The 24,425-nt window shown below is 60.5% G+C and carries 23 protein-coding genes and 1 pseudogene; 13 read left to right on the top strand and 11 right to left on the bottom strand.

Annotation, left to right across the window (positions count from 1 at the left end; all coding sequences use genetic code 11):
* Positions 1-2,503 (top strand): hypothetical protein (locus B7L68_RS06155; protein ID WP_238136357.1); only part of this gene is annotated, 2,503 nt, incomplete at its 5' end.
* A 338-nt stretch (positions 2,504-2,841) separates the two neighbouring features.
* On the opposite strand, the gene B7L68_RS06150 is transcribed toward B7L68_RS06155, so the two are convergent.
* The gene (locus B7L68_RS06150) at positions 2,842-3,228 is read right to left on the bottom strand and encodes a hypothetical protein (RefSeq protein ID WP_081246807.1); all 387 of its coding nucleotides are present in this window, start codon (positions 3,226-3,228) and stop codon (positions 2,842-2,844) included.
* Between the two features lie 143 nt (positions 3,229-3,371).
* Complete coding sequence (locus B7L68_RS06145; RefSeq protein ID WP_081246806.1) at positions 3,372-4,217, bottom strand: hypothetical protein; 846 nt, start codon at positions 4,215-4,217, stop codon at positions 3,372-3,374.
* A 72-nt stretch (positions 4,218-4,289) separates the two neighbouring features.
* Between B7L68_RS06145 and B7L68_RS06140 the strand changes: the two genes are divergently transcribed.
* Positions 4,290-4,796: a hypothetical protein gene (locus B7L68_RS06140; RefSeq protein ID WP_081246805.1), complete on the top strand. Its 507-nt coding sequence runs from the start codon at positions 4,290-4,292 to the stop codon at positions 4,794-4,796.
* On the opposite strand, the gene B7L68_RS06135 is transcribed toward B7L68_RS06140, so the two are convergent.
* From B7L68_RS06135 to B7L68_RS06125, 3 genes are read right to left on the bottom strand one after another with little or no spacing between them, the layout of a single operon-like run.
* Positions 4,793-5,701, bottom strand: coding sequence for a 3-methyl-2-oxobutanoate dehydrogenase subunit beta (locus tag B7L68_RS06135; RefSeq protein ID WP_081246804.1), 909 nt, complete (start codon positions 5,699-5,701; stop codon positions 4,793-4,795). The two genes, B7L68_RS06140 and B7L68_RS06135, sit on opposite strands and share 4 nt — an antisense overlap.
* On the bottom strand, positions 5,698-6,849 hold the full coding sequence (locus B7L68_RS06130) for a transketolase C-terminal domain-containing protein (RefSeq protein ID WP_081246803.1): 1,152 nt from the start codon (positions 6,847-6,849) through the stop codon (positions 5,698-5,700). The genes B7L68_RS06135 and B7L68_RS06130 overlap by 4 nt, the downstream gene beginning before the upstream one ends.
* The gene (locus tag B7L68_RS06125; protein ID WP_101958015.1) at positions 6,846-7,109 is read right to left on the bottom strand and encodes a 4Fe-4S binding protein; all 264 of its coding nucleotides are present in this window, start codon (positions 7,107-7,109) and stop codon (positions 6,846-6,848) included. The genes B7L68_RS06130 and B7L68_RS06125 overlap by 4 nt, the downstream gene beginning before the upstream one ends.
* A gap of 231 nt (positions 7,110-7,340) precedes the next feature.
* On the opposite strand from B7L68_RS06125, the gene B7L68_RS06120 reads away from it, so the two are divergent.
* The gene (locus B7L68_RS06120; RefSeq protein ID WP_081246802.1) at positions 7,341-7,892 is read left to right on the top strand and encodes a 2-oxoacid:acceptor oxidoreductase family protein; all 552 of its coding nucleotides are present in this window, start codon (positions 7,341-7,343) and stop codon (positions 7,890-7,892) included.
* Here the strand turns inward: B7L68_RS06120 and B7L68_RS06115 are convergent.
* Positions 7,889-10,537, bottom strand: a complete 2,649-nt coding sequence (locus B7L68_RS06115) for a glycoside hydrolase (RefSeq protein WP_081246801.1) — start codon at positions 10,535-10,537, stop codon at positions 7,889-7,891. The two genes, B7L68_RS06120 and B7L68_RS06115, sit on opposite strands and share 4 nt — an antisense overlap.
* 110 nt (positions 10,538-10,647) lie before the next feature.
* Between B7L68_RS06115 and B7L68_RS06110 the strand changes: the two genes are divergently transcribed.
* From B7L68_RS06110 to B7L68_RS06100, 3 genes are read left to right on the top strand one after another with little or no spacing between them, the layout of a single operon-like run.
* Complete coding sequence (locus B7L68_RS06110; protein ID WP_081246800.1) at positions 10,648-12,195, top strand: extracellular solute-binding protein; 1,548 nt, start codon at positions 10,648-10,650, stop codon at positions 12,193-12,195.
* Positions 12,195-13,076, top strand: a complete 882-nt coding sequence (locus tag B7L68_RS06105; RefSeq protein WP_081246799.1) for a carbohydrate ABC transporter permease — start codon at positions 12,195-12,197, stop codon at positions 13,074-13,076. Before B7L68_RS06110 ends, B7L68_RS06105 begins: the two co-directional genes overlap by 1 nt.
* Positions 13,073-13,918, top strand: a complete 846-nt coding sequence (locus B7L68_RS06100; RefSeq protein ID WP_081246798.1) for a sugar ABC transporter permease — start codon at positions 13,073-13,075, stop codon at positions 13,916-13,918. Before B7L68_RS06105 ends, B7L68_RS06100 begins: the two co-directional genes overlap by 4 nt.
* A 93-nt stretch (positions 13,919-14,011) precedes the next feature.
* Here the strand turns inward: B7L68_RS06100 and B7L68_RS06095 are convergent, their stop codons facing one another.
* Genes B7L68_RS06095 through B7L68_RS06080 form a run of 4 tightly spaced genes read right to left on the bottom strand, consistent with a single transcriptional unit; the run spans position 14,012 to position 18,179 of the window.
* Complete coding sequence (locus B7L68_RS06095; protein ID WP_081246797.1) at positions 14,012-15,403, bottom strand: nucleotide sugar dehydrogenase; 1,392 nt, start codon at positions 15,401-15,403, stop codon at positions 14,012-14,014.
* Positions 15,404-15,456: 53 nt separating this feature from the next.
* Positions 15,457-16,308 (bottom strand): ABC transporter substrate-binding protein, encoded by an 852-nt coding sequence (locus B7L68_RS06090; RefSeq protein ID WP_081246796.1) that lies wholly within the window; start codon positions 16,306-16,308, stop codon positions 15,457-15,459.
* A 1-nt stretch (position 16,309) separates the two neighbouring features.
* Positions 16,310-17,263 (bottom strand): DUF711 family protein, encoded by a 954-nt coding sequence (locus B7L68_RS06085; protein WP_081246795.1) that lies wholly within the window; start codon positions 17,261-17,263, stop codon positions 16,310-16,312.
* Between the two features lie 19 nt (positions 17,264-17,282).
* Positions 17,283-18,179 carry an N-glycosylase/DNA lyase gene (locus tag B7L68_RS06080; protein ID WP_081246794.1) on the bottom strand — a complete coding sequence of 299 codons (897 nt, stop codon included), beginning with the start codon at positions 18,177-18,179 and terminating at the stop codon, positions 17,283-17,285.
* 52 nt (positions 18,180-18,231) lie between these two features.
* On the opposite strand from B7L68_RS06080, the gene B7L68_RS06075 reads away from it, so the two are divergent.
* Complete coding sequence (locus tag B7L68_RS06075; protein ID WP_081246793.1) at positions 18,232-18,606, top strand: 6-carboxytetrahydropterin synthase; 375 nt, start codon at positions 18,232-18,234, stop codon at positions 18,604-18,606.
* Here the strand turns inward: B7L68_RS06075 and B7L68_RS06070 are convergent.
* Positions 18,594-19,583: an NAD(P)-dependent oxidoreductase gene (locus B7L68_RS06070; protein WP_081246792.1), complete on the bottom strand. Its 990-nt coding sequence runs from the start codon at positions 19,581-19,583 to the stop codon at positions 18,594-18,596. The two genes, B7L68_RS06075 and B7L68_RS06070, sit on opposite strands and share 13 nt — an antisense overlap.
* A 69-nt stretch (positions 19,584-19,652) precedes the next feature.
* Here B7L68_RS06070 and B7L68_RS06065 point away from each other — a divergent pair, with 69 nt between their 5' ends.
* From B7L68_RS06065 to B7L68_RS06035, 6 genes and pseudogenes are all read left to right on the top strand, one after another.
* Positions 19,653-19,937 carry a MoaD/ThiS family protein gene (locus B7L68_RS06065; RefSeq protein ID WP_238136355.1) on the top strand — a complete coding sequence of 95 codons (285 nt, stop codon included), beginning with the start codon at positions 19,653-19,655 and terminating at the stop codon, positions 19,935-19,937.
* 51 nt (positions 19,938-19,988) lie between these two features.
* A complete protein-coding gene (locus B7L68_RS06060) occupies positions 19,989-21,833 on the top strand; it encodes an aldehyde ferredoxin oxidoreductase family protein (protein WP_081246791.1) in 1,845 nt (614 codons plus the stop codon).
* A 409-nt stretch (positions 21,834-22,242) separates the two neighbouring features.
* A complete protein-coding gene (locus B7L68_RS06055; RefSeq protein ID WP_081246790.1) occupies positions 22,243-22,533 on the top strand; it encodes a MoaD/ThiS family protein in 291 nt (96 codons plus the stop codon).
* Positions 22,534-22,580: 47 nt separating this feature from the next.
* On the top strand, positions 22,581-22,778 hold the full coding sequence (locus tag B7L68_RS06050) for a hypothetical protein (RefSeq protein ID WP_081246789.1): 198 nt from the start codon (positions 22,581-22,583) through the stop codon (positions 22,776-22,778).
* Between the two features lie 130 nt (positions 22,779-22,908).
* On the top strand, positions 22,909-23,154 hold the full coding sequence (locus tag B7L68_RS06045) for a hypothetical protein (protein WP_238136354.1): 246 nt from the start codon (positions 22,909-22,911) through the stop codon (positions 23,152-23,154).
* A 352-nt stretch (positions 23,155-23,506) separates the two neighbouring features.
* Positions 23,507-24,425 (top strand): annotated as a pseudogene (locus B7L68_RS06035) (hypothetical protein); the annotation flags it as partial.

Genomic DNA, 24,425 nt, shown 5'->3' with positions numbered 1-24,425 from the left:
CGAGGCGGTTAGGCTGGTTGAAGGCGTGTTGGGCGGAGCGCTTGTGCCGGGCGGCGGCGCCGCGTCGGCTGAGGTGGAGAGGTGGCTGGCGGGCCTGAGGAGCGGGGAGGTTAAAACCGCGGTGGCCAGAGCCGCCGAGATGCTGAAGGGGTGGCTTGAGGCTGTGAAAGGCGGGAGATATGCCGACTACTCCTCCGGCCGCGCCGTGAGGATATGTGCCGAGGGGGTCTGCGCCGTGAAGACGCAGAAGTGGGCTCTCTACTTCAAGCCAGTGAAAATCGAGGCACAAGGCGGAGAGGCTAAAGAGAGGTGGATAGTGGCCAGGAGCCCGGAGGAGCTTGAGGCCTGGCTCTCTAGGGCCGGCTCCGCCTACGTGGCGCCGGCGTTATTTTTCGAAGGCGGCGGGGCGGAGCTCCGCGTAGTTGCCGTCTCCGAGGCTGTGGTCGACGAAGTCAAGAGGCGGCTGGAGGCGGTGAGAGGCGCTGGCGGCGTCCAGTACGACGCCTTAACCGCCTCGGCCAGACGCGGCGTCTTGACGGCGGCTAAGGTGGGCGACGTGGCGAGGCTCTGGAGGGCGTATATGGACGGGGTGGAGTCCTACTTGACCGACCCGGCTAAGCGGGAGGAGCTTAGGCGCGAGGCGGAGAGGTGGATAAAGGCGCTGAGGCTGAACACAACGGCGGAGGAGACAGTGGCGAGAGGCTTAGAGATGCTGAAGGCGTTGCGGGACTCCGGGCTCTTCGACGCGTTGAGGTCGATGGCACAGAGGCTTGGGGAGTCCGGCGTGGAGACTGTGGGGAAGATGCTGGAGGCGCTGGAAGGCGGAGAGTTTTGGCTAGAGGCCACGCCTACAGGCAAGACGATAAAGATCTGCGGAGAGAAATGCGTCTCCGTTAACCAACGCGGCGTGTATACAATGGAACTTGAAGGTCTCTCGGCGGAGGTGCAGATTCCGCGCCTCCTCCCGGAGGAATACGTCAAGCGTCTCCACATCGGCTGGCTGGCGTCAGACGAGTCGAGTAATCAATATGATACCACTATAATGGATACAACACAACTCTGGCAACTTTACGCATGGCTTATCACAAAGTCAAGGAGAATAGGATTGTATACACGTGAGATGGTGCTAAAGAATGAAGGTGTATCAATAAAGATATTTGCATTTTCAAGAGATTTCAGATTAATCGCTAGGGGTTCGACGCTGTCTATAGCTGAGAGTGGACGGGTGGTTTACCAGATGCCGCTGGAGTCTCGGGATATTAAGACCTCCACGATTAGGCTTGTCCTTAAGCATCTCGACGCCGGGGATCCTCTGCCGCTGGTGGCGTATTACCTCGGCGACGGTGTCGTGAGGAGTGATAGGTTGATTATATCTGTGTCTAGTAAGCGGATGCACCTCTTTGAGGGGAGGGGTGATGTCAGCGTCGACGTAAGACGGCAGAGGGTCACTTTTAGGCCTGCCCCCCAGCTGTACGCCAAGGCCGTCGCGGAGTTGTATCTTTTTGGTGTTGGTGTGTTGCTTGACGCTCTGCACTCCCATAAGTGGCTTGCCTTCAAGAGGCTGGCGGCGCAGAGCCTCGCCGGGTTCCAGCTGGCTGGTCAATACGTAAAGCTGTCCTCGGCCAAGGGCCTGCACGGTTGGGTCTCGTTTAGGACTAGAGAGGAGGCGGAGAGATACGCAGAGGCGGCGCGGAGAGAGCTGGAGAAACTAGGCATAGACTCCGCACCTAAGGTCACCTCGGGCATATATCACCGGGTGATATTCGACGAAAAAACGTTAAGAAGACTGGCGGAGGTAGACGCGGCAGTAAAGCTAGCTATCGAGAGACTTGCGGCGTGGTCGGAGGAGAGGCTGGTCGAGGCGAAGGCTGTGGATAGGGTTGTGTTTCAGCTCGTGGATGGGCTTGCGGCGATGAGGCTGAGGTTGACGTATGTAATGAAAGGGGGGAAGAAGATACCTACTATAAACGCCGTGGCGCGGTTTTCTGCGTTGGAGGAGGCTGAGGAGTTTAGGCGTCGGCTTAGGCTTTCCGGCGTAAACGCCTCTGTGGTAAGCAGAGGCGCCTCCGGCTTCGAGGTGGTGGTGCCGAAGGACGAGCTGGAGAAACTTACACCAGAAGAGAAAGAAGCCATAAAGCAGTACCTAGAACACGTGGCGCAGACCGGAGACGAAGAGAAGAGAAAGGCGGCAGAAGAGGCGCTACACCGCTTCGACTTCGGCGCCAAGGCAGTCAACATCGGCGGGATAAGGCTCAAGCTTGTGCGTTATGAGAGGAAGAGTAAGGGCGTTAGAGCTGAGAAATACGGCGACCCACAGCTAATTGCAGAGATCAAGACGGCGCTGGAAAACAAGCTGAGAGAGTTGCTGGGAGACGAGTATGAGCAGTGGAGAGACCACATAAAAACAACCGAGGAGGGAAGACGCCTAGTAATAACACATCAACTGCTCCAAAGACTCGCGCAAACCCCCAACACCGCCAAAACACTCAACGAAAAAACTTAAAAACACACAAAAACAAAGATGCACTCCGCGGACCGCTGCGTCGAAACCGGTAATCCGTAGGTCCCGGGTTCGAATCCCGGCCGGGGCTCCATGGACTCTTTCCGTTCTTGCCGAGCCCGACCGGATCTGCGTTTGGTTTATAGAGCTAAGCTCGGCGTTGCGGGTCAATATGGGGCGCGATATAGATAGGGAGCTGATGCCGTTGGCGCCGTAGCTCAAGGCGTCCTACCGGCTTCGATCCTTCCTGCGTACATACCCTCGGCGTCTGTCTACATACGCATTGCCTGGGGCGGCATCTGCGCGGCCCTGCGTGACGGCCTGTGCCTCCGTCTGAGCGGCTACATGCCTGCCAGCCATTTTTCGAGACCTCCTGCGCTTCCTGCGGCCCCCATCGCCGCCTCTTTGAGCCTGTCGTAGAGCCTATGTCTGTCTTCCCCACATGCGGCGGAGAGCTTCTCGGCCAGGGATAGCAGCGCGGAGGGCGTCGGCTCCACGGCGTAGATCCCCAGCGGCGTCCGGACCTTAAGTCTGCCGTCCATAAAGGCCGCCTCCACCGGACATCTCTCCACGGCTAGACGCGCCGTTTTAATACCCCTTCCGCCCGGCACGAAGACGGCCCCCGGCCTGCCGCGCCCCGCCCGCCTGATCACGTCGAGATCCTGCGCGGCGCGGAGCACGGCCTGGGCCTCGCCGCCGAGCCCGGCAATCGCCGCGGTCGCCCCCACGTGGGCCTATTCACGAAGTCCGCAGGCGCTGAGAAGCGCGTTATATGGCGCGACGTATGGACCGGCACTGCTTGCCGAAACTTCTGAGCTGTCTCGTCGCCCGGCAAGCCCCGGCTCGGTTGAAGCGGACACGCCGCTGCCTCCTAGGGGGCCTCCAGATAGCCGTATACCTTGGGCGACTTGGGCCTCGCGTTGACGTTCACCACCACGCCGCGCCGCAACGTCGCCGGGACCGCTCTGTCCAGGACGGCCTCCTGTCCCCTTATGGCGGCCATGGCCCTTATCCCGCCTAGGAACACATGGCCCCTGTCGGCGTCAGCGGCCCATTTGAACTTGACCGCCTTGAAGCGATCCACAAGCGGCGTGCCCTTCTTGATCAACGCGTAGGTCTCCTTCAGCTCCTCCACCTCTATGCCCCTCAGCGCCAAGCCTACTCTAGCCCCGGGGGCCGCCTCCCTCTGGTCCTCATCGAGTATTTGTATGCTCTTGACGTCTACCTCGACCCCGCTGGGCAGAGCGACCAGCTTGTCGTGTATTCTGACGTCGGTATAGGCGAAGCCTATCGCGACCGGCCCGACGCCGCGCACGTTGAACGCCCTCTCGACATATATATACCTCAAGTCGTCCGGCCGCCTATCCACGTCCTCGAGCTCTCCGAGCTCCAGCCCGAGCTCGCCGAAATATCTACGGAAGGCCGCCTCGTCGTCCGTCGCGGCCCTCCCGCCTAGGCCCGAGGCCTTGGCCAGCAGCGCAAGCTCGGCCGCCTCTGCGTCGATCTCGCCCACGTAGAGATAGTAGTACGTCGAGAGCGTTAAACACTCGGCCGCCTTCAGGAGATCTCCCCGCCTCGGCACCAGCACGGTGCGGACGCCCCCCTCCAGACGCCTATAATATACTCCCTCCTCCCCCCTCTTCCCAAGCCTCTCGGCGATCCCAACCGCCTTCGCCTCGTCGTTGGACAACACGGTTATCACGGACCCTCCGACCATATGGCGCCGGCTCGATCGACGTATTTATACCATACCGTCGAAAGGGTTAAAGACTGACACGGCCTTAATTGCGTGTCGGAGGAGGTGAGGCCTATCTTCGCGAGGGCTTTCTTCAACATGGATCCGCTCGGCTCAGTGACCCAGTACATGGTCTTCTACTATAGAGACCCGAAGGCATATTACGCCGGCCTCTCCCGCGAGGCCCTCCGGAGGGAGCTTGAGGCGGTGAGGAGGAACATGCAGATGTTCCTCGACGAGGAGGCCATATCGATAAACGGAAGGAGGGTCGAGGCGAGGGTGGCCCATGTCGATATGGGCCTAATCTCGATAGATCTTCCCTATATAACCTTCTTGATAAGATTCAAGGGAGAGCTCCGCAGAGGGCTCAACGTATACGAGGACGTATATGAGGAGGAGGTGGCCGAGTACCCCTACGAGTTTCTCTGGCTTCTCCCCGGCCGCGTGCTGAGGGCCTCCATGGCGGGGGACGTGAGGATTCTGGGCAATATACTCTCGGCTAAGGTGCCTGCGGGGGCCGAGGTGGGAGGCAGAGAAGCCATCGAGTTCTATATCGACTAGGCCCTAGGTCTCGCGGCCTGGGCGAAGCGCAGCAGGAACTGCCACTTGCGGTCGATCTCCTCCTCCATCTGTTTTATCTGGTCTTCGGAGAGGTGGGCGTACCTCCCCTGCAGCTTGAGGTATTCGACCAACGGCTTCCTCCTGCTCTTGTCCACAAGCGCCGAGCTAGGCGGGTTCAGCTTCAGCTCGCCGTTGTCGTACTCCCAGAGTATAAAGACCCCGGTCTCCACGGCCTTCCTGGCCACCTCGACCGTCAACGACGGGTCGAAGAGCCAGCCGGGCGGGCAGGGGGCGAAGAGGTGTATAAACTTGAAGCCGCGGATCTCCGAGGCTCTCTTGATCTTGCGGTAGAAATCTTGGGGATACGCTATGTTGGCCGTGGCGACGTAGGGGACGCCGTGGGCCAGCAGTATGAGGGCGACGTCCTTCTTGGCCTCCCTCTTCCCTGTCGGCGTCGTGGTGGTCCACGCGCCTTTCGGCGTCTCGCTGCTCCTCTGTATGCCGGTGTTCATATAGGCCTCGTTGTCGTACATTATGTAGAGGACGTCGCTGTTCCTCTCGGCGGCTGCGCTCACCGCGGCGAAGCCTATGTCGGCCGTGCCGCCGTCCCCAGCCCACACCACGGCCTGGCCCTTGACGCCCAGCTGTCTGAAGGCCTCGGACATGCCGGTGGCTACCGACGCGGCGGAGGCGAAGGGCACGTTGAGTATAGGCAGAGCCACGCCCGACTTGGGGCCGAGGCCCTGCACGACCGACGCGCAGCTGGCGGGTATGGACAGCACGGCCTCCTCGCCGAGGGCCATGCCGAGCACCTTCAGCCCTATCATCATGCCGCATCCGGCGCAGGCGGAGTTGCCGGGCACGACGTACTTGGTCTTGGGGAGCAGATCTATGCGGACCGTCATAGCAACACCACGCGGTCGGCGTATTCGCCCTCCACGGCGTGTTTGACGGCCTTTCTGAACTCGTCGGCCTTGAAGTCCACCCCGGCGAGCCCGGCCAGGACGTTGACGACCTTGTCGCGGCCCAGGACTGACGCCACCTCCCTGCCCAAGATGCCGCCGGCCGGCGTTATGTCGCGGTCGAACACCACCACCCTGTCCATGCCGGAGAGCTCCGCCACCTCTTCATCGGGGAAGGGCCTGACGAAACGGATCCTCATGAGGCCGACCGGCACCCCCTCGCGCCGCAGGCTCCTCACGGCCTCCTTGGCGTCGCCGCACCAGGCCCCCATGCAGACGACGGCGTATCTAGCCCCCTCGAGCTCAAATCCCTCCACCATGCCCCCATATTCGCGGCCGACCAGCTTGCCGTATTCGGCGTCTATGGACTTGACGAGCTTCTTGGCCTCTTGGCTTGCTCTGTATATGTTCTTGAGGTGCTCGGCGTGTAGCCTATCGTCTGAGGGGATATTGCCCATGGTTATCGGCTCCCCAGGCCTCAGCCTCAGCGGCAGATCGGGCCTTCTGGGCGGGAGGAACTCGTCGACCGCCTCCTGTGGCGGTAGCTCTATGGACTCCACCGTGTGGCTCAAGACGAAGCCGTCGAGCCCCACCGCCACCGGGATGTAGGCGCTCTCGGCGAGCTTGAACGCCTGTATCGTGAGGTCCAGAACCTCTTGGACGTTGGAGGCCATGGCGACCGCCCAGCCTGAGTCCCTTATGGCGAGTATGTCGTTATGCTCGTCGTGTATGTTCCAGGGGGGCCCCAACGTCCTCGTGACCACCGCCATAACTATCGGCGCGCGGCTCCCCGCCGCCCACCACAACATCTCGTACATATAGAAAAGCCCATGGCTGCTGGTGGCGGTAAAGGCGCGGGCTCCGGCCATGGCGGCGCCGTACACCACGGCGAGCGCGGAGAACTCCGACTCGACGTTGACGAAGCTCGCCTTTAGCTCGCCCTTGGCGACGAACTCGGACAGCTTCTCGACTATAGTGGTCTGGGGAGTTATGGGGTATGCCGCTATTACGTGCGGCTTGGCCAGCCTGACCGCGTGAGCCACTGCGTAGTTGCCGGTGAGTGCAGTCTTGAGAACGGCCAGCGTCCTCATAGGCCGGCCTCAGGCGCCATCTCGATCGCCTTCGTCGGGCACTCGTGGGCGCATATGCCGCATCCCTTGCAATAAGTATAGTCAATCTTGATTTTTTGCCCTTTTTCCCAGTCGATGACGGACTCAGGACAATACAGCCAACATATGCCGCAATCTATACATTTCTTGAGATCGACCACGGGCCTTAACGTACGCCAGGTGCCGGTTATGCCGCCGGAACCCGGCGCAGGTCTCGATACGGGAACCAACTCGAGCCCCACGAGGTTAGAACGTTTTGAGTATTTATGTTTTATATATAGTAGTATAGAGATGCGAATCCGCAGATCTTTTGGATCTGTTTCAGAGGGCCGGTGGGTCCACTGTATATTTTTCCTGATATAAGCGCTAAAATATAGTTTAATATATCTATTTACTTAGTAAAGTACGTTGGAACGGCGCCGCGGCGCTATATAGGGCTATAAAGGTTATTAAGCCGGGCTTTTCTCTAGGTCGTGATCGAAGTCGTCTTCTTCGGGAGAGGCGGGATGGGCGCCGTGACCGCCGCTCAGTTGCTCGCACGCGTGGCGACCCTCGAGGGGAGGTTTGGACAGGCGATACCCGAGTTCGGCGCCGAGCGGAGGGGCGCCATAGTCCGCGCGTATCTGAGGATCGACGACAAGCCGGTGGAGGTGCACTCGGCGGTTGCCGCAGGCGACTACGTCGTCGTTCTCGACGGACGTATAGTCTCCCAGACCAACGTAAAGGCCTTCGGCAAGCCCAACGCCGTCTACGTAGTGAACTCCAGGGAGGAGGCCCCCTGGTATATAGCCATAGACGCGACGTCCATCGCCTTGAGGCACGGCCTAGTGGCGGCGGGCTGGCCCCTCGTGAATATGATCATGGCCAGCGCCTTCGCGGCCGTGAGCAGGGCCGTGACCATAGAGGGGATAGTCAGGGCGATACCCGAGTTCGTGCCGGCCAGAGCCGCCAAGGCCAACATAGAGGCTGCGAGGGAGGCCTACGAATTGATGATGAAAAAGCTGCTTGCCGCATCCGGAGCCTAGCGCCTCCGCCTGGCGAGGACTGCCGCTAGAGCCACAGCTAGGGCGAGCGCCGTGAGATAGGGCAGATAGGTCCCAGCGGCGGTCGGCGCGGCGGTCGAGGCGTATACGCCCGTAGTCTTAGTTGACGCGGCTGGCGGAGCCCACGCGGCTATCCTAAGCCCGCAGGCCGAGGGCGGGACCACGTAGTCGGGCACGTCGTTTATGTCGACGGGCAGATACACGTCGAGTTGGGCGGACGTGGCGTTGGGTAGATATACCTCGTCGAGGCCCGGCTTCAGAACGACCTCGTAGCACCTGCCGCCGGAGCCCAGGACCAGCGTTACGGATCTACCCAGCTTGTTCTCGACCGACAGCGCGACGCCGCCCCCGCCGACCTTCGCGGAGACGGGGACCACCTCGGCCACGGTCCCGTTTATGGCCCTCAGAATGGCGTCGACGTATATCATGGGCTGTAGGCTGAACCAGCCAGGCCCGTAGTTGGGCGGGCCCGTCTGCCACGTCCAGTCGCTGCCCTCCGCCACGTAGAGGTAGTTCCACAGGGTCTGGAGCAGATCTGTGGAGTTGGGGATGTGGGCTGGGTCCAGCTGGACCGCGGGGGATTGACGGCCGCCCAGCGCCTTGGTGAACGCCACCAGGTACTCTCTGGCCAGGGCTACAGCGCGCCATATGGCCACCTTGCCTGGATAGCCGTTGTTCCAATTGTCGAGATTGAGGGCCCAGGAGCTCTCGGGCAGGTTGGTCACCGCGTATTTCACATGCGTCGCTATGGCCTGCGACACGGTCTGGGTGATCAGCCAGGTGCCGGAGTATCGAGACAGGGCGTCGTATATGGCGTAGAGGTCCCTGGGCCCCGTCATGGAGTTGAATATGAGCGGGTTCTCGCCGTCTAGGGCGACTACCACGACGGCGCCCGGCCGTTCCATGTAGACCCTGGCCAAGTACTGTATCAACAGCTGCTTAACTAGGTCGGGGTCGCTTAGCGTGAATAGATAGAAGGAGAATATGTTCGACAGCCCGTCGTCTCGGAAGAGTACGTATACGTAGTGCCCCTCGTCGTCCTCGACCACGTAGGGGACGTAGGGGCTCTGCGAGCCGTTGATGTAGGTAGCCGACGGCAGGAACGCCTGGGCATCGAGCACCGTGCAGTTGAGGCCCGCCGCACGGTAGAGGTGAACCAGCCCCATTTCGAAGGCCATCTCGGGCGTCCAGACGCACGACGCGTTGACGCCGAAGAGCCTGTACGTCATCTCTCTGCCCATTATCAACTGGGCCAATATGTCGCCGGCCCAGCCGTTGTCGTACGCTATGGCCTCCAACGGGTGGTAGAAGGGCACGGTCAAGACCTCCACGCGTCCCTCCTCGACCAGCTCCCTGTATAGGGCCAGAGTCCTGTTGACGGCCTCTATGTCGTACGTTATATTGCCTGGGTAGTATCCGAGATATTTAAAGCCCTGCGGGCCCTGGGCCAGAAGGGCCTCCCATTGATATAGGAGCACCGGGGTGAAGTCTATAGAGACGTTCACGTCGAATCTGCTCAGGAGATACGCCTGCAGCTCGTAGGCGCCCACGTACCGCCCCTCCCATTTGAAGTCCTCCCCCGTATGTAGCGGGACCCACGGCATGGCCCAAGTCCCGTTGGGCTCTACGTAGAGAGGCTGGTGCATGTTCCAGACGATGACCAAGCTGACGGGCGGCTTCCCGGTCGTGTTGAGCACGTAGAGCTGGGGCAGAGTCGAGTTGAGGAGGGTGGCGTTGCCGACGAGGACCTGGACCACGGGCTTATACACCCCCTGGGGGATCCGGATAGGTATCGTGAAGTTGACGAAGTTCAAGCCGGACGAAAGCGCCGCCCTCTTCTCAGCCTTAAGCGGACCTATAGAGAGCACGACGGCCGCGTCGAGAGGCCCCGAGGGGTTCTCCAGAGGTATAGATATACGGGCCGTCTCGCCCACAGTGTAGATATATCTATCGTACGGATACGCCGTCCCGAGCGACAGCGGGGAGCAGGCGGCTTGGGCGGCGAAGTCCCTTCCTCCGTTGGCGATCTGCTGGCCGGTGGACTTGTCGAGGTATACCCATTGGACCCATTGGCCGGGCCTAAACGGGCCTATGATCGCCGTGTAGTTGCCCCACAGCGGGTTGTACGCCATGGCCGCATCGGTCGCGTTAGACCAAGCAAGCCCGGTCTGGGGTCCCGACGTCAAGCCGTAGTGGATCACCATTACATCCGGCGCACGCCCCACGGCGGTTATGAACAGGTTGCAGTTGGGTAGGACTTGGACGGAGGTCGCGCCCACATTGGGCGGGTTTATCTGGACGTTCCAATTCCAGAATGGAGTCCCCAGGTAGTTTATCCATACGCCGGCGGTTGCGTCGTAGAAGACGAAGGCGATCCACGTGCCGTTCTTGAAGGGGCCTATCGTCGCCGTGTAGTTTTCGCCGTTCCAAGACATGGTGGTGTCGTTTATCACGGTCCAGGGGCCCTGAGGATAGGGCTCGACGCCCCAGTGCAGGTTTACCTTATGTCCCTGGGGGATCCCCGCTATGTATGCCGTCAGATAGCCGTCGTGAGACACGGAGAAGGTGACCGCGTATTGGGCCCAGGCGAGGGCCGGGGCCAGCAACAGAAGCGCCCAGATTCTCATGGTATATAATTATAGTTTCCCTAAAAATTTTTCCATTAAAGGCGCCGAGGGCCGGCCAATGGACATCCCCTCGGAGTAACTGTTAAATACAAGTAATATGATGTACTTACATGAAGGGCCTAGGTAGAACGGCCTCCATAGCGATAGTTGTCGTGGTTGTGATAATAATCGTCGCAGCCGCCCTCTATTACGCCACCATGAAACCCTCGCCGCCTCCCTCGACGTCGACTGTGGTCTCGACGACGACCTCACTCGTCACCACTACCGCAACCTCGCTAGTCACCACCACCTCAACAGCCACCACTACTTCGGTGGTGACCGTGACGACCACGAGCACCCCACCTACGACGCCTCCGTTTAGCCTGAGCTCCCTCCTAGACCCCAACTTCGTCTGTAATCAACTTCTCGGCGGGAACACCGTCACGATAACGGTGTGGGATACCTACGGGCCTCCGGAGGACCAAGCCTTCAACGTGACCCTTGCCTCCTTCACGCAGGCATATCCCTGTATAAAGGTACAAGTCACTCACGGCGTTGGGATAGCCACGGCTAACTTCGTCTCGGCCGCCAAGGCCGGCCAAGCGCCCAACGTGTACAGGGACAGCAGCGACGACGCCGGCAAGCTATTCGCCGGAGGCCTCCTGCTTAACATAAGTAAATATATCAACCCCGCCGATATAAACGCCGCGTACATCCCCGTGGCCGTCAAGAACTTCATGTTGGGTAGCTCCATCTACGGGCTTCCCGACAACGTGAACTACATAGTTATGTACTACAACAAGAAGTTCCTCAACGACGCGCTCACCCAGAAGATGTTCGGGGTAGGCGTGGACCAGCTGAACACCAACCAGCTGCTTCAGCTATGCCAGTACATAAACTCCACCTACAAGGTCTGGTGTGTAGCCTACGGCGCGGGCCAGGAATGGGGCTATAGATTCGCCGCGTGGTTTGCCGGCTTCGGCGGCCGGATATTCGACGAGAGAGGCATGCCGCAGCTCAATTCCAGCGCCATGGTGAAGGCCATGGAGTTCTGGTACAACATGACCTATGTCTGGAACTACAACGCGCCCGGCGTCACCCCGAGCCTAGAGCAACAGCTATTTACGCAGAACATGACCGCTATTATATTCGACGGGACTTGGGACCTCAAGATATACCAGAAGGCGCTGGGGCCCAACCTCGGCGCTGCGCCTCTGCCCACCATATCCATGACCGGCATGAGGGCCGCTCCGTTCATCGGCTCGACTGGCTGGGTCATAGCCTCGCCGCAGGCCAGCGGCGCCTCGCAGCAGCAGATATACGCCTCGCTCGCCTTCATAGCCTATGTTACCAGCAAGGACGCCGAGATGAATCTGTGGAACTTCGCCGGCGATCTGCCCGCGCAGAAGCAGGCATACGACACGGTGATGACCCTCCTAAGTTCCGGCGGCCTTCAGCCCGCCTACATGAACGACGTATATAAGGGCATATTGGAGCAGGCGCAGTACGGCCAGAAGTTCCCCAACGTGCCGCAGATGGGCTTCTACTGGCCGTGCTTCCACCAGTACTTCACTCTGTATTTCGCCAACAGGACCATATCGGCCGCCCAGGCCGCGCAGGAGATGGAGAGCTGCATGATCTCCAACATGCAACAAGCCGGCCTAATGCCGTCCTCCTAATGTCCTATAAAAGGAATATCTTTTTTAACTATCTTTATATTCTTCCTGTAGTAATTCTTGTAGCTTTTCTTTATCTATATCCAATATTATATACTATTTATATTTCTTTTACTAACTTCAATTTATATCATTTTTTTGAATATCAATGGGTTGGCCTGGCCAACTACATCACAGTCCTCACAGGCGGGACCTTCTGGCAGGTCCTGGTCAACACGGCCATCTGGACCGTCGGGAGCCTGGCCCCTATGATCGCGGTGGGATTTCTGCTGGCGCTGATCTTGAACCAGAAGGACTTGAGGGGCAGAAGCGCGTTCTTCACGCTGCTCCTGGTGCCTTGGGCCTTCCCGGCGTTCATATCGCTTATAGTGTGGCAAGGCATGTGGAACTGGAAGTACGGCATAGTCAACAAGGTGTTGGCGATATTCGGCATAAAGCCCGTGGATTGGTTCGACGTAGTGCCCATGGCTTGGACCATGTTGATACTCACGAATCTATGGCTGTCCTTCCCCTACTACACGTCGGTCTTCCTTTCGGCGTTGCAGAGCATCCCGGAGGAGCTCTACTCCATAGCCGAGATAGACGGCGCGAGCCGACTCGCGAGGTTTAGGTACATCACGCTCCCGTTGATGAGGAAGACCATAGCCTTTGTGGCCATAGGGGGCTTCACCTTTACCTGGAACAACTTCTACCCTATATACATATTGACGGGCGGAGGCCCCGGCAACGCCACCAACATCTTAGTGGTCTACGCCTATCAGGCGGCGTTCAACAACAGCCTCTACAACTTCGCGGCGGTCTACTCGGTGATAGACGCGGCGATATTGATAGCGATGGCCATTATAATGCTGAAATACTCAGGCGTGTTGGAGGCGATAACATGAAGGCCTGGGACGTCCTCCGGCTCGGCATATCGTACGTAATCCTCGCCGTAGCCGCCGCCATCGCGGTGTTCCCCATATACTACATCGTGATAACGTCCCTCAGCGACATACCGACCATAGCCTCGATAAGCATCGGCAGCCTGATACCGCAGCCCAGAGGACTGACCCTAGACGCCTACAAGGGGATACTCTTCGGAAATCCGTTCTTGCTGTGGCTTAGGAACAGCCTAATACTCGCGGGCGCCACTGTGGCCATAACGATCCTCCTGGCGTTTCTGTCGGGAGTGGCGTTGTCCAGGTTGAACGTGCCGGGGAAGAGGGCCCTGATGATCACCGTCTACGTGCTCACCTTCTTCCCGATGACGGTGACCGTATTGCCGCTGTACCTCATGTTCGCCACGCTACACCTCATAAACACCTACTACGGGCTCATCTTGGCCTACTCGAGCGGGACGTCGATATACGGGGCGTATCTGGTCAAGCTCTTCGTGGACTCGATACCCAAGGAGTACGAGGAGGCCGCCATGATAGACGGGCTCTCGAGACTTGGGGCTTTCGTGAGGATATTGCTGCCGCTCAGCAAGCCGGTCCTCGCCTTCCTCGGCCTTATCGCCTTCATGGGCGCCTACACGGACTACGCCATGGCCAACGTCTTCATAACCAGCAGCGATCTGTGGACGTTGACCTTGGGCATGTGGTACCTCTCCTTCGTAAATAGATCGACCCTCTACAACGTCTTCGCCGCCTTCGCCGTGTTGATGGGCATCCCCATAATGGCCGTGTTCCTGGCGTTCCAGAGATACCTCACTAGGATGTACACAATGAGCGGCGTCAAGGGCTGACGAGGACCAGCAACCTCGCCTACGCCGCGGGCCCCCGACTGCCCAGCCCCTACGCCCACATGGAGCGTGCGCCCAGCTGAAAGGGGATAAGGGCTAACAACGGCCTCTCCGAGGCTCCGGCTGCACGGAGCGCCGTCCTATCGGCCAGCGCCCTCCGTCGATTGAATATATGGGCGCGTCGGCCTCGACCACGCCCCGGGCGTCGACTATGACGGGTCTCGCCATCAGCTTGGCCAACTCGCTGGCCTTCACCCTATAGGCGCTGTGGTCGGTCGCTATCAGCGCGAGAGACGCTCCGTCCAACGCCTCCTTCAAGTCCGCGGTTAATCTTATCCCCAGCTTCTCGACGACTCGGTCCCGCCTCACGTACGGGTCGTGGACCACCACGTTGGCCGGCCTTATCCCGAAGTCCAGAAGCCCCTGCAACAGGTCGTAGGTGGGGCTACGGCGCGTGTCGTCGACATCGCCTCTGAAGGCTAGGCCGAGCACCGCTATCTTGGCCTCCGCCGGGTTGACGCCCTCCCTTATCATGGCCTTGATCGCCGCCTCGGCGACCCTGAAGGGCTGGGCCTCGTTCTCGGCCCTGCCCAGGGCCGTCAGAGGCAGCTCCACGCCCAGCCTCTCGGCGGTCCACAGCAAGAAGTAGGGATATACCGGTATGCAGCTGCCGCCCACGCCTGTGCCCGGCTTGTGGACGTGGCTGTAGGGCTGGCTGTTGGCGGCGGCCCTGGCCTCGGCGAAGGAGATGCCGAGGGCGTTGGCGAGGCTGGCCATCTCGTTGGCCAGCGCTATGTTCAGGTCGCGGTATACCCCTTCGAGCAGCTTCTCGAACTCGGCCGCCTTCACCGACGAGAGCTTTATGACGCCCTTACGGGCTATCTTGCGGTACAGGGCGGCCGCCTCCTCCGCGCTTCTGGGCCCGACGCCGGCCACCACCTTGGGATAGTTCTCCTCTATGTCCTTGAGGGCGTGCCCCACCATGACCCTCTCGGGGCTGTAGGCCAGATAGAAGTCGTCCTCGGCCGTGAGGCCGGACTCCTCCAGGACGGGCCTGACCACCTCCTCGGTGGTGCCAGGCGGCACGCTGGACTCCACTATGACCAGATCCTCCCGCTTGAGCCCCTGCGCTATGGCCTTGGCGGCTGAGGTGATCGCGGAGAAGTCCACCTCGATGCTGGGCCTCGTCGCGGCGAGGTACACGGGCACAGTGATTATTTTCACCCTGCTCTTTATCGAGGCTACGTCGCCTTCTGTGGTCACCTCCATGCGCCCTGACTTTATGGCATCGGCGACAACGCGCCTCACGTCATCCTCCACGTACTCCACCACGCCGTTCGAAAGAGCGGCGATCCTCTCCACGTCCACATCGACCCCTATGACCTTGGCGCCGGCCCTAGCCCACGCCGCGGAGAGGGCTAGACCCACGTAGCCCAGCCCGTAGATGGCCACCGAGAGCTCCCCCCTCTCCAGCAGATCCGCCAACATGGGGGCCCGACGCGCCCGGGCTTATAAGCATGGCGCCCATCTGCCGGCGGGCGCTACAGGTACGGCCTATACCAAGGATCGCCCAGCGCCGGTCTCGACACGCTGGAGGTTCCGGCGACCTGTGCAGCCCGCGCCGCCACCGCCTCTCTGACCAGAGCGAGATCCAGCGGGAGGCTCGGCCCGTAGTGGGCCAGCGTGTCGTTGGGCACCGCGATCACATCGCCCCCCGAACACGCCCTACATCTGGCGCGCCTAATCCAAGCCACCTCCTCCGGCCTCGGCGTCTTGGTCTTCCCCTCGTAGAGAACCAAGGCTGGGTCGACCGCCTCGAGGAGCTCGACGGCTCTCTCAAGAGGCCCCAGGAAGTAATAGACGCAGTGGATCCTCCTGCTGTACCTTATGCCCACCGCGTCGAGGGCCGCCGCGGTGAAGGATTCGGCGCAAGCCACGTCGTAGCCTCCCAGATGGAAGACGGCCAGGGCCTCCTCGACGAGTGGGGAGCCTCTGAGCAGATCCCTATAGACGCCCGACACGTGATCCCCCGCCTCGTCTGCGTCGAGCAGTCTAGACACGAACTTGAAGTTGCCCAACACGTCGTCGATGCTCGTCGGCGTCTCGACGACGGCCACGGGGGCCACTTTATCCAGAGCCTCCACGAGGTCCCTCTGGACTGGATAGTACGCTATTATCAAATCCGGCCTGGCCCCCTCGACGGCGCCTAGATCCGCCGAGGTGAAGGACCCCACATGCGGTATCCTGAGGGCCTCCCGCGGCCTGTAGGAGAACACGTCCCTCCCCACGAGCCTATCCCCCAGCCCAGCGACGAAGAGGAGCTCCGTTATCGAGGGGTTGAGAGACACCACGCGGCGGGGGACGCGGTCGAGAGGCCTGGTGAGCCACGGCATTTCAAGGCCTCAACACGGGCGTCTTGCCGAAGCCAGGCACGTCGAAGTACTGGCCGGAGGCGGGGAAAACCCTAACGCCCACCGCCCTTCCCTTGGTCTTAGCTATGGCCTCCAAATCCAGCAGAATCCTCCTCAGCTCCCTCTCGTCCGCCTCTATCGGGACCATGTCGAGGCCGGCGACGCACGTAGATGCGTACGAGACCAGCCTCCGGAGGTCCAATGCCCCCCTCTCGGCGAGCCTCTTCAGCTCCTCGTCCTCCGCTAGCGGCAGCATGACCTCGTTGAAGCCCACCAGCCGGCCGCCGGAGGACCAGATGGCCTCGTTCAGGGCTCTGATGGCCGCGTGGGTCCCCCATTCGCCGATCCTCACGCCGAATACGCGCTCGACGGCCTTGGCGACGGATCTCTCGCCCCAGGGGGATAGGCTCCCGTCGACGCCGAGGAACCTCTCGCCTATGGACGAAGCGAACTCCTCGCCCAGCCTCTCCGCGGAGCTCAAGATGGCCGGCACGTCGCCCAGGGCGCTCAGATCGTCGGGATAGAGGAGCGAGAGGGCGACGCCCTCGTTCTTGACCGCGGTGGCCGGATAGTAGGGGGAATCGTAGACGACGCCTCCCAGCAGAAGCGCCACGTTTCTGGCCAGATGGGGCTCGCCCGATCTGTCCACCCGCCTCAGGAACTCGAGGTATCTATCTATTCTGGTCACGGCGACGAATACGCCGTAGGTCCTCACCAGCTCCTCCATATCGTCCCCCTCGTAGATGCCTATAGCCGCGTACTCCACGCCGAGCTCCTCAAGGGCCTTCAACGTCGGCCTCAAGCCCTCCCTGGGCGGCGTCGTCACGGAGACCCTTACTGTCAGCGGACGCAGCCTCCTGGCCGCCTCTAGGAACCTCGACACTCTCTCCGGGTCGAAGCCCCACTTAACGTTCAAGGCGACGGCCCTGATCTCCATGGAGGGAACCGGGCGCTATTTAATAATACCAGGTGAGCAGATGCGTGTGCTCGGGCGGGTATCGGCCCAGACCGTTGGCCTTGCAGATGGACCTAAAGGGGCACTGGCCGCATTTAGGCGCCTCCCTCGTGCATACGCGTCTGCCGAAAGACCAAAGGAAGTCGTCCAGGGTGAAGGGATCCACGCCGGAGAACTTGGCCACCAGCCTCCACGCCAGCTTCACCTTCTGGCGCACCTCGGCGTCCTCCTCTCGGCCGAGCTCCAACCCCTCGAACAGCTGTCCATAGTCGACGTCGGCTATGCCGAGCCTGTAGGCGATCCTCGACAGATGGTTGTCGACGGGCACGTCGAAGTTCTCGGGATCCTTGAATTTAACCAAGCCGCGTCCATCCAGGAACTTGGCCAGCAGGAGCGCCTTCTTCCCCACGGGGTCTTCGTAGGCTCTGACGCGCCTCAGCCGCTCGGCCATCTCGGCCACTGCGTCGGGTATCAAGGCCTCGAACCCGCCCGCGCGTAGGGCCTTCCGGCCGAGATCCCGCAGGAGGAACATCCTCACGTGGAAATCCCACACCCTGGCCCCCCCAATCGAGAAGAGGCGTTCGGCCTCCCCAGGCGTTAGCTCGGCCAGCCTCCCAGCTTTGAACAGCCCCTCGTCGTAGGCCTTCCTGCCGAGCCTCCACAGCGCGTCGGCCCCGTGGAAGAACTCGCCGTCTATGTGCCCCTCGAAGGGCCCCAGCGGCGTCGACGTCCTGTGGTCGACGGCAACCATGGCGACGAAGAACGCCAGTTGGTCCTCCCTGGGGTCGGACCTAGGGGGGTAGAAGCGCCCGTCATCGTAGGCGTCCCTCCTCAAGCCAAGCCTCCCCACTATGTCGGCCGCCGAACGCGCCCTGTCCACATCCACGGCGACGTCCACGGCCCTGCGGCGGACCTTTTTAAAATATTTATAGAGGGGGCTGGACGCCGTTGTGCGCCTCTGCGTGGTGGCCAGGGGGTCCATATCAGTCGCGCACAGGCCCTCCTTCGCCGCAGTGAAGAGCGGGCTTCACGGCCATGACTACATGATCGAGGCGGCTGTCTGCGGACCCGACGACGTGGATTACGTCGTCGATGCGGACGAGCTCCAGCGCAGGCTCTGGTCTCTGCTGGCCGAGATGGACGGCAAATACCTCAAGTCCAGCCGAGAGGAGGGGGCCCCGGAGCCGTACTACGAAATACCGTGCGGGCCGGGGGGCGTTACCGGCGAATGCCTGGCCAAATATATAGCGCAACTCCTCGGCGCCACTTGGGTCGAGGTGTGCGAGGGGGGCCCGTCCGCCCCCTGCTTCTACTACGGGCCTTGACGCAAGGCGGCCCTCAGCCGCGCGTCCGCCTGCGCCAGGCCGCCCGCCGTCGCGGCCCTCCACAGGGCGTTGAACTTCACGTAGCCGGTCGCCCTCTCGAGGTATATCTCCCTCGGGAAATCGCCGTTGAGGACCTCCTCGAGGATCCTGGCGGCCGCGCGGGCTATGGCCTTCCTATATTCGCCGGCCCTCGCCAGCTGGCCGTAGGCGTCCACGGGCGACTGGAGGCGCAGAGCGCCGTAGGGGCCCGCGAGGGACATAAGCCTCCCGAGCTCGCCCAGCTCGCCGGAGCCGTAGAGCTCCACGACGGCCAGCTCCTGAGGCACCCCGGCCTTCGTCATGAGCTCAAACGCGGCCTCTATCGCCGCCAGCAGGGACGCCTTGAGGACCTGTTCGCCTAGGAGATCCGCCAGCGCCTCCTCTCTGGCGGAGGCCTCCAGGGCGAAGCCGCCCTGTTTGAACGCGCCCGCGCCGTCGGCCACCGCAAGAGCGACGTCGAGCGCGTTGCCTGAGGCGTCCTCCACGACGCCTACGACCGCCGCGAATCCCCTGCCCTGCAGATATCTGTCCCTGATCGCGGGGCCAGGCGCCTTGGGGACGAAGAGCGCAACGTCGACGCCGCCGGGCGGCTGCAACAAGCCGTAGGCGACCGGGAAGCCGCTGGTCAGCACCAGCGCCTTGCCCGGATGCAGCCCCGGCAGGACCTCCGACCTGTAGATCTCGGGCGCGGCATCGTCGGGAAGCGCCAGGACCACCACGTCGCCCAGCTCGGCGGCCTCCGGTATGGGCCTGGGCTCCAGCCCGTCTGCCTTGGCCCTCCTCGCGTAGTCGCTGCCGAGCAGGTCGCCCACCATCACGGAGACGCCGGAATCCCTGAGGTTCAACGCGAGGGACCTCCCCACGTTGCCGTAGCCCACCACCGCCACCGTCTTGCCCTTCAACACCTCGCCATGTCCCTGTTTGAATATCCTGGCCATAGGGCCGAGAGGGCCGGGATTTTTAAGAGGCGCGCTCCTTAGCTTTTAAGAGGCGTCAAATTAGCTTCCATGCGCGTCAGAGTGAGGATAATGGCGCCTCTGTATTTCGGTCTGGACTCCGTTGACCAGATCTCGCTTGATCTAAACCTAGAGGACGGCTCCACGGTCGAGGACGTCATGAATATACTGAATACCATTCATCCCGGCTTTAAAGACAAAGTTATTAAAAATGGAAAAGTACTAGATATGCATGATATATTAGTAAACGGTAGATCCATAGATTTCCTGGACGGCTTGAGGACGCGCCTCAAAGACGGCGACTCGATCCTCGTAGTCTCTCCGTTTGGAGGATAAAATATCAGTTAATATATAAATAAGCATTTAAATATGAATGGTTTCATACCTATGGCGACCTTCAGAGTAGCTAGAATAGATCTAGGAACGGAGAAGGTCACCGAGGAGGTGTTCAAGGACGACGTCCTCAGGAGATTCCTCGGCGGGAGGGGGCTGGGCTCCTACCTAGCCCTCAAGGAGATACCCAGAGGCATAGACCCGCTCTCGCCGAGCAATAGGCTGTACATATTCGCCGGCCCTCTGTCGGCGATGGTTAACCTCTCCACCAGCCGCGTCACGGTCGTCACCAAGTCGCCTCTAACCGGGTCCTTGACCCACGCCAACGCCGGCGGGAACTTCGCCTACTGGCTGAGGAAGTCGGGCTACGACGGCATCATAATCGAGGGCGCGGCGGAGGACCCCGTCTACGTCGTGGTCAAGGACGGCGATGTGGCCATAAGGCCGGCGGGCCACCTCTGGGGCAAATGGACCGGCGCATCCATAAAGGCCATATTGAGAGAGAACGGCTTCCCCGAGGAGGAGAAGGCCGCCGGGGTCGCCGTGGTGGGCCCCGCCGGGGAGAACCTATCGAAGATCGCGGGCATAAGGATGTCGGACTACGAACGCTTCGCCGGACGTGGCGGGGTTGGAGCCGTCATGGGCTCGAAGAGGCTCAAGGGCATACTCGTCTGGGGCACGCGCGATCTGCTCAAGGACGTCAAGGACCGCGCCAAGTTCATAGCGGAGTCCACGAAGCTCGCCCAGCGCCTCATGTCGGGCCCCACCGCCAAGGCGCTCCACATATACGGCACGAACCTGCTCACCGCCGTCATAAACTCGATGGGCGCATACCCCATCCGCAACTTCGAGACCGCGTACGCCGAGGAGACCGACAAGCTCACCGGCGAATACATCAAGAAGAACTACGTGGTGGAGACCCACGCCTGCATGATGTGCCCAATAGCCTGCACGCAGCATGTGATGGTGAAGGCCGGCCCCTACAAGTTCGTGGGCAAGGCCAAGTATGAATACGAGAACACATGGGCTCTAGGCGCCACCCTAGGCCTATTCGACCCCGAGGCCGATCTGCGTCTGCAGAAGCTCGCCAACGAGCTGGGCTTCGACACGATATCGCTGGGCAACACGCTGGCCACGGCCATAGAGCTGGCCAGGAAGGGCAAGCTCAAGCTCGACGTGAATTGGGGCGACGCCGGCGCGTTGATAGACTTGGTCATAAGGGCCGCCAACAGAAGCGATGTGGGCGACGATCTCGCAGAGGGCGACTACAGGCTGGCCCTTAAGTACGGAGACCCCAGCGCCTTCAAGGGCTCTAGAGGGCAGGGGCTCCCCGCCTACGACCCCAGAGGGCTCAAGGGCTTCGCGCTTTCGTACTTCACAGCCAATAGGGGAGGCGACCACCTGGAGGCCTACTCCCCGACGTGGGAGGTGTTGGGAGTGCCCGAGAAGGTCGACCCGCTCTGCGAAACGCCTGAGTGCATAGAGAAGCAGGCGAGGATCGTGGTGTACGCCCAACACCTTATGGCGCTGGCCGACTCAGTGACGTACTGCAAGTTCGCCACGTTGGACCGCGAGGGCATATTCGAGAAGGACCTCGCGCATCTGTTCAACATGGCCTACGACTGGGACGCCACGCCGGAGGAGATGCTGACTATAGGCGAGAGGATCTTCAACGTGGAGAGGCTATTCCACGTGAAGGAGGGCAAATGGGTCAAGGACGAGCTCAATCCGCACTTCAGAAACCCAATACCGACGGGCCCCGCCAAGGGCCACTCCTCGGCGAAGATGTTCGACGAGGGGATAAAGATCTACTACAAGCTGAGAGGCTGGGTCGACGGGAAGCCCACCTACGACACCCTCAAGAGGCTGGGGCTGGAGGAGTTCCAGTACCTCCTCTAACCCGCGCTTTTTACTCTAAGTAATAAATTTTCTTCACTCTATAAACCTATTTTTCTAATAGAAAACTGATTTTTTACCTATTATTTAACAAAATACCGGCAAATTTAGCAAGAACATGGAGGATCAAATCTCGGACAGCCGTTATCTGCGGCCGTGTTGATGGTGTGAGAGCGTCGGCAGAAGGGCGGCGCCGGTTGAGAGGAGGAGCCGGGGGAATTGGGCCGCGCCTAGGGTATCGAGAGAAGACCCCCGTCGGTCCCACGACGGCGCGCCGTATGGATCTCGCTTGGTTCCATCAAACGGAGGCCGCGGCGCTGGCTCGGGCCGCCTCTAGGGGGCCGGCGGAGCTCCTAGGGAACCGTTCCTTTAACCTCCTGTAAAGGATATTAGGCCAGATCTACTCTAATCCATGTTGGTTAAGGTAAGGTACCTAGCCACTCTGTACGATCTGCTGGGCGTGATGAAGGAGGTCGTGGAGGTTCCCCAAGGCGCCACCGTCCGCGATCTGGTGAAAATAATAGACGAAAGACGCGGGGGGAGGCTGTCCAGAGAGATCTTGGACGGCGATAGGCTCAAGGACCAATACAACATATTGGTAAACGGCCGCGCGGTGGATTACCTGGCCGGTCTCGACACTAGGCTGAACGAGGGCGACGAGGTGGTCTTCATGCCGCCGGTCGGAGGGGGTTGCGTTAGTTAAAGGGATCTACAACGTAACGTGTATATTTAATGACCGCCTGTAGCTAGGTGGAGGAGAGAAGGCGTTTGAGGCATGTCTCCTTCAAGATATCTGAGAGGGTTGTGAGGAATGTCGACCTGTTGGTGACCAAGGGGATTTTTGTTGACAGGACTGAGGCCATACGGACGGCCCTAGACATGTATTTCGAGGGAACCGCCAAGAGGTGGCTCGAGATGTACAGAAGACGGAAAGCCGTTCGGAGTTGAGGAAGGCGAGCCAATCGTCCTAACAGGGCGGCTGCGCACATCTGGGGGGTCGGGGCTTCAGTGGCCGACTTCCCGGCGGACATCACGATCCCCATAGTGTAAATTTATAAGATCCCACTTTGGCGACTTTGTGGAATCGATAAAGATTAGGCCGGAGACGAAGCGCCGCCTCATCAAATACAGGGCCAGGCTTGAGGCCGAGCTGGGCAGAAAGGTCTCGCTCGACGAGGCGATTGCCAGGTTGCTGGAGTCCGCCGAGTCGAGGGACTTCGCTAAGTTCCTCAAAGCCGTGGAGAGGACTAGGTCCAGGGCGGGAAAGGGCGAGCTTGTGGGCCTCTTGAAGGCCGGCAGGGGGGAGGATGAGGCTGGCGGTTGATACCGGCGCCCTCCTCGCCACGCTCGACGGCACCAGCGACGCCCTTGTGAAACTCGCCGAGAGGGGGGCCCAACTGGTGATGACCCCTGTGAACATGGCCGAGGCGTACTACGTATGCCCCCTTTCAACTCCGGCCGGACGAGGGGGGCTCTCGGCCTCCGCTCATAGGTCGCGGAGGCGGGGCGCCGGCCGGGTTGGGGGCGCGCTCCCTCCTCCTCTGCGCGCATAAGCGTTTGGGCGGGGCTCTCCGGCCCCAGCCCGTGCGGCGGACGGCCGATCCGGGCCTGCCCCTGACCCGGCGGGAGCACCTCTCCATGATAATATATGGCGTCCCTCCATAAGATGATCTGTCATGACGTCCGTGGGGATCGGTGTATTGATTCCATTTGCGCCCTCCCGCCATCTCCTCCCGGCGTTGTTGGTTCCAAATATCCGATTAGTCTATTCGTTCGTCGATGTCACCTTTCCCTGTTTTGAATCGATCCGCGAAAGCTTTCGGATCAACATATGGGAGGCCGAGGGACGGAATATGGGAAAGAACGTCTACAGAGCGTTGGTGTTGAAATATAATCTGCTACGGCTCCCGCCGGAGGTCGCCGAAAAGATCCCGGCGCTCCTCCGGGTACAAGAGGAGTTCAGAAAATGGGCGGCGGAATGGGCCAAAAGCGGGGGCTCTTTGCCCCCGCCGGAACGTCCGCTGAAATATTTCGCCGAAAAGTTTCTCCATGCCAGAAAGATGTTGAATTGGCTCCGTGAAATCGAGAAAAATGTAAAAGTGAAGAAGCTGCGGTCTCCATTGGTTTTCGATACGCAACTGAGATTGAACAGTGAGAGGGACATAGGCATGGGTGTTTTCGTCGATCTCCCGAAACGAGAGGTGAGGATTAGGAAGTGGAGTGGAAAGAAAGGTAACACCATTATTTTGCTACTGGGAGACAAGACTGTAGAGTGGATACTAGACCGAGTGAGAGAAGGCGGCAGATTGGTGTTGGCCATGGTGTGGGTTGGAAAGAGTAAGAGAAACCATGCCATAAAGCTGTATGTAGCGCTCGTGTTTAGACGCGAAGCCGCGCCGATAGAGGCCAAGAGGCTTCTTGTCATTGACGTGAATGCCTTCCACCACGGCATATCGTGGGCCGTGGTGGAGGGAGGAAGGATATTGAAGAAAGACGTCTCGAGGCCCGACATCTCCAAGATTCTGCATCTGCAAAAAGTCGCGGCGAGGCTCGATAGGCTATGCGCCGAGAATGATGAGAGGTGCGGCGAGGCCA

The sequence above is a fragment of the Thermoproteus sp. CP80 genome (assembly GCF_002077075.2).
Classification (GTDB): domain Archaea; phylum Thermoproteota; class Thermoprotei; order Thermoproteales; family Thermoproteaceae; genus Thermoproteus.
This window is presented reverse-complemented; position numbering and strand designations above follow the sequence as displayed.

Coding starts and splice junctions, on each gene's coding strand:
- B7L68_RS06145 (WP_081246806.1), bottom strand. CDS start 4,217: ATGGTCGGAGGGTCCGTGATAACCGTGTTGTCCAACGACGAGGCGAAG.
- B7L68_RS06055 (WP_081246790.1), top strand. CDS start 22,243: ATGTTGGTTAAGGTAAGGTACCTAGCCACTCTGTACGATCTGCTGGGC.
- B7L68_RS06090 (WP_081246796.1), bottom strand. CDS start 16,308: ATGCCGTGGCTCACCAGGCCTCTCGACCGCGTCCCCCGCCGCGTGGTG.
- B7L68_RS06060 (WP_081246791.1), top strand. CDS start 19,989: ATGGCGACCTTCAGAGTAGCTAGAATAGATCTAGGAACGGAGAAGGTC.
- B7L68_RS06100 (WP_081246798.1), top strand. CDS start 13,073: ATGAAGGCCTGGGACGTCCTCCGGCTCGGCATATCGTACGTAATCCTC.
- B7L68_RS06105 (WP_081246799.1), top strand. CDS start 12,195: ATGTCCTATAAAAGGAATATCTTTTTTAACTATCTTTATATTCTTCCT.
- B7L68_RS06095 (WP_081246797.1), bottom strand. CDS start 15,403: ATGTTGGCGGATCTGCTGGAGAGGGGGGAGCTCTCGGTGGCCATCTAC.
- B7L68_RS06110 (WP_081246800.1), top strand. CDS start 10,648: ATGAAGGGCCTAGGTAGAACGGCCTCCATAGCGATAGTTGTCGTGGTT.
- B7L68_RS06115 (WP_081246801.1), bottom strand. CDS start 10,537: ATGAGAATCTGGGCGCTTCTGTTGCTGGCCCCGGCCCTCGCCTGGGCC.
- B7L68_RS06070 (WP_081246792.1), bottom strand. CDS start 19,583: ATGGCCAGGATATTCAAACAGGGACATGGCGAGGTGTTGAAGGGCAAG.
- B7L68_RS06135 (WP_081246804.1), bottom strand. CDS start 5,701: ATGACGGTCCGCATAGATCTGCTCCCCAAGACCAAGTACGTCGTGCCC.
- B7L68_RS06085 (WP_081246795.1), bottom strand. CDS start 17,263: ATGGAGATCAGGGCCGTCGCCTTGAACGTTAAGTGGGGCTTCGACCCG.
- B7L68_RS06130 (WP_081246803.1), bottom strand. CDS start 6,849: ATGAGGACGCTGGCCGTTCTCAAGACTGCACTCACCGGCAACTACGCA.
- B7L68_RS06065 (WP_238136355.1), top strand. CDS start 19,653: ATGCGCGTCAGAGTGAGGATAATGGCGCCTCTGTATTTCGGTCTGGAC.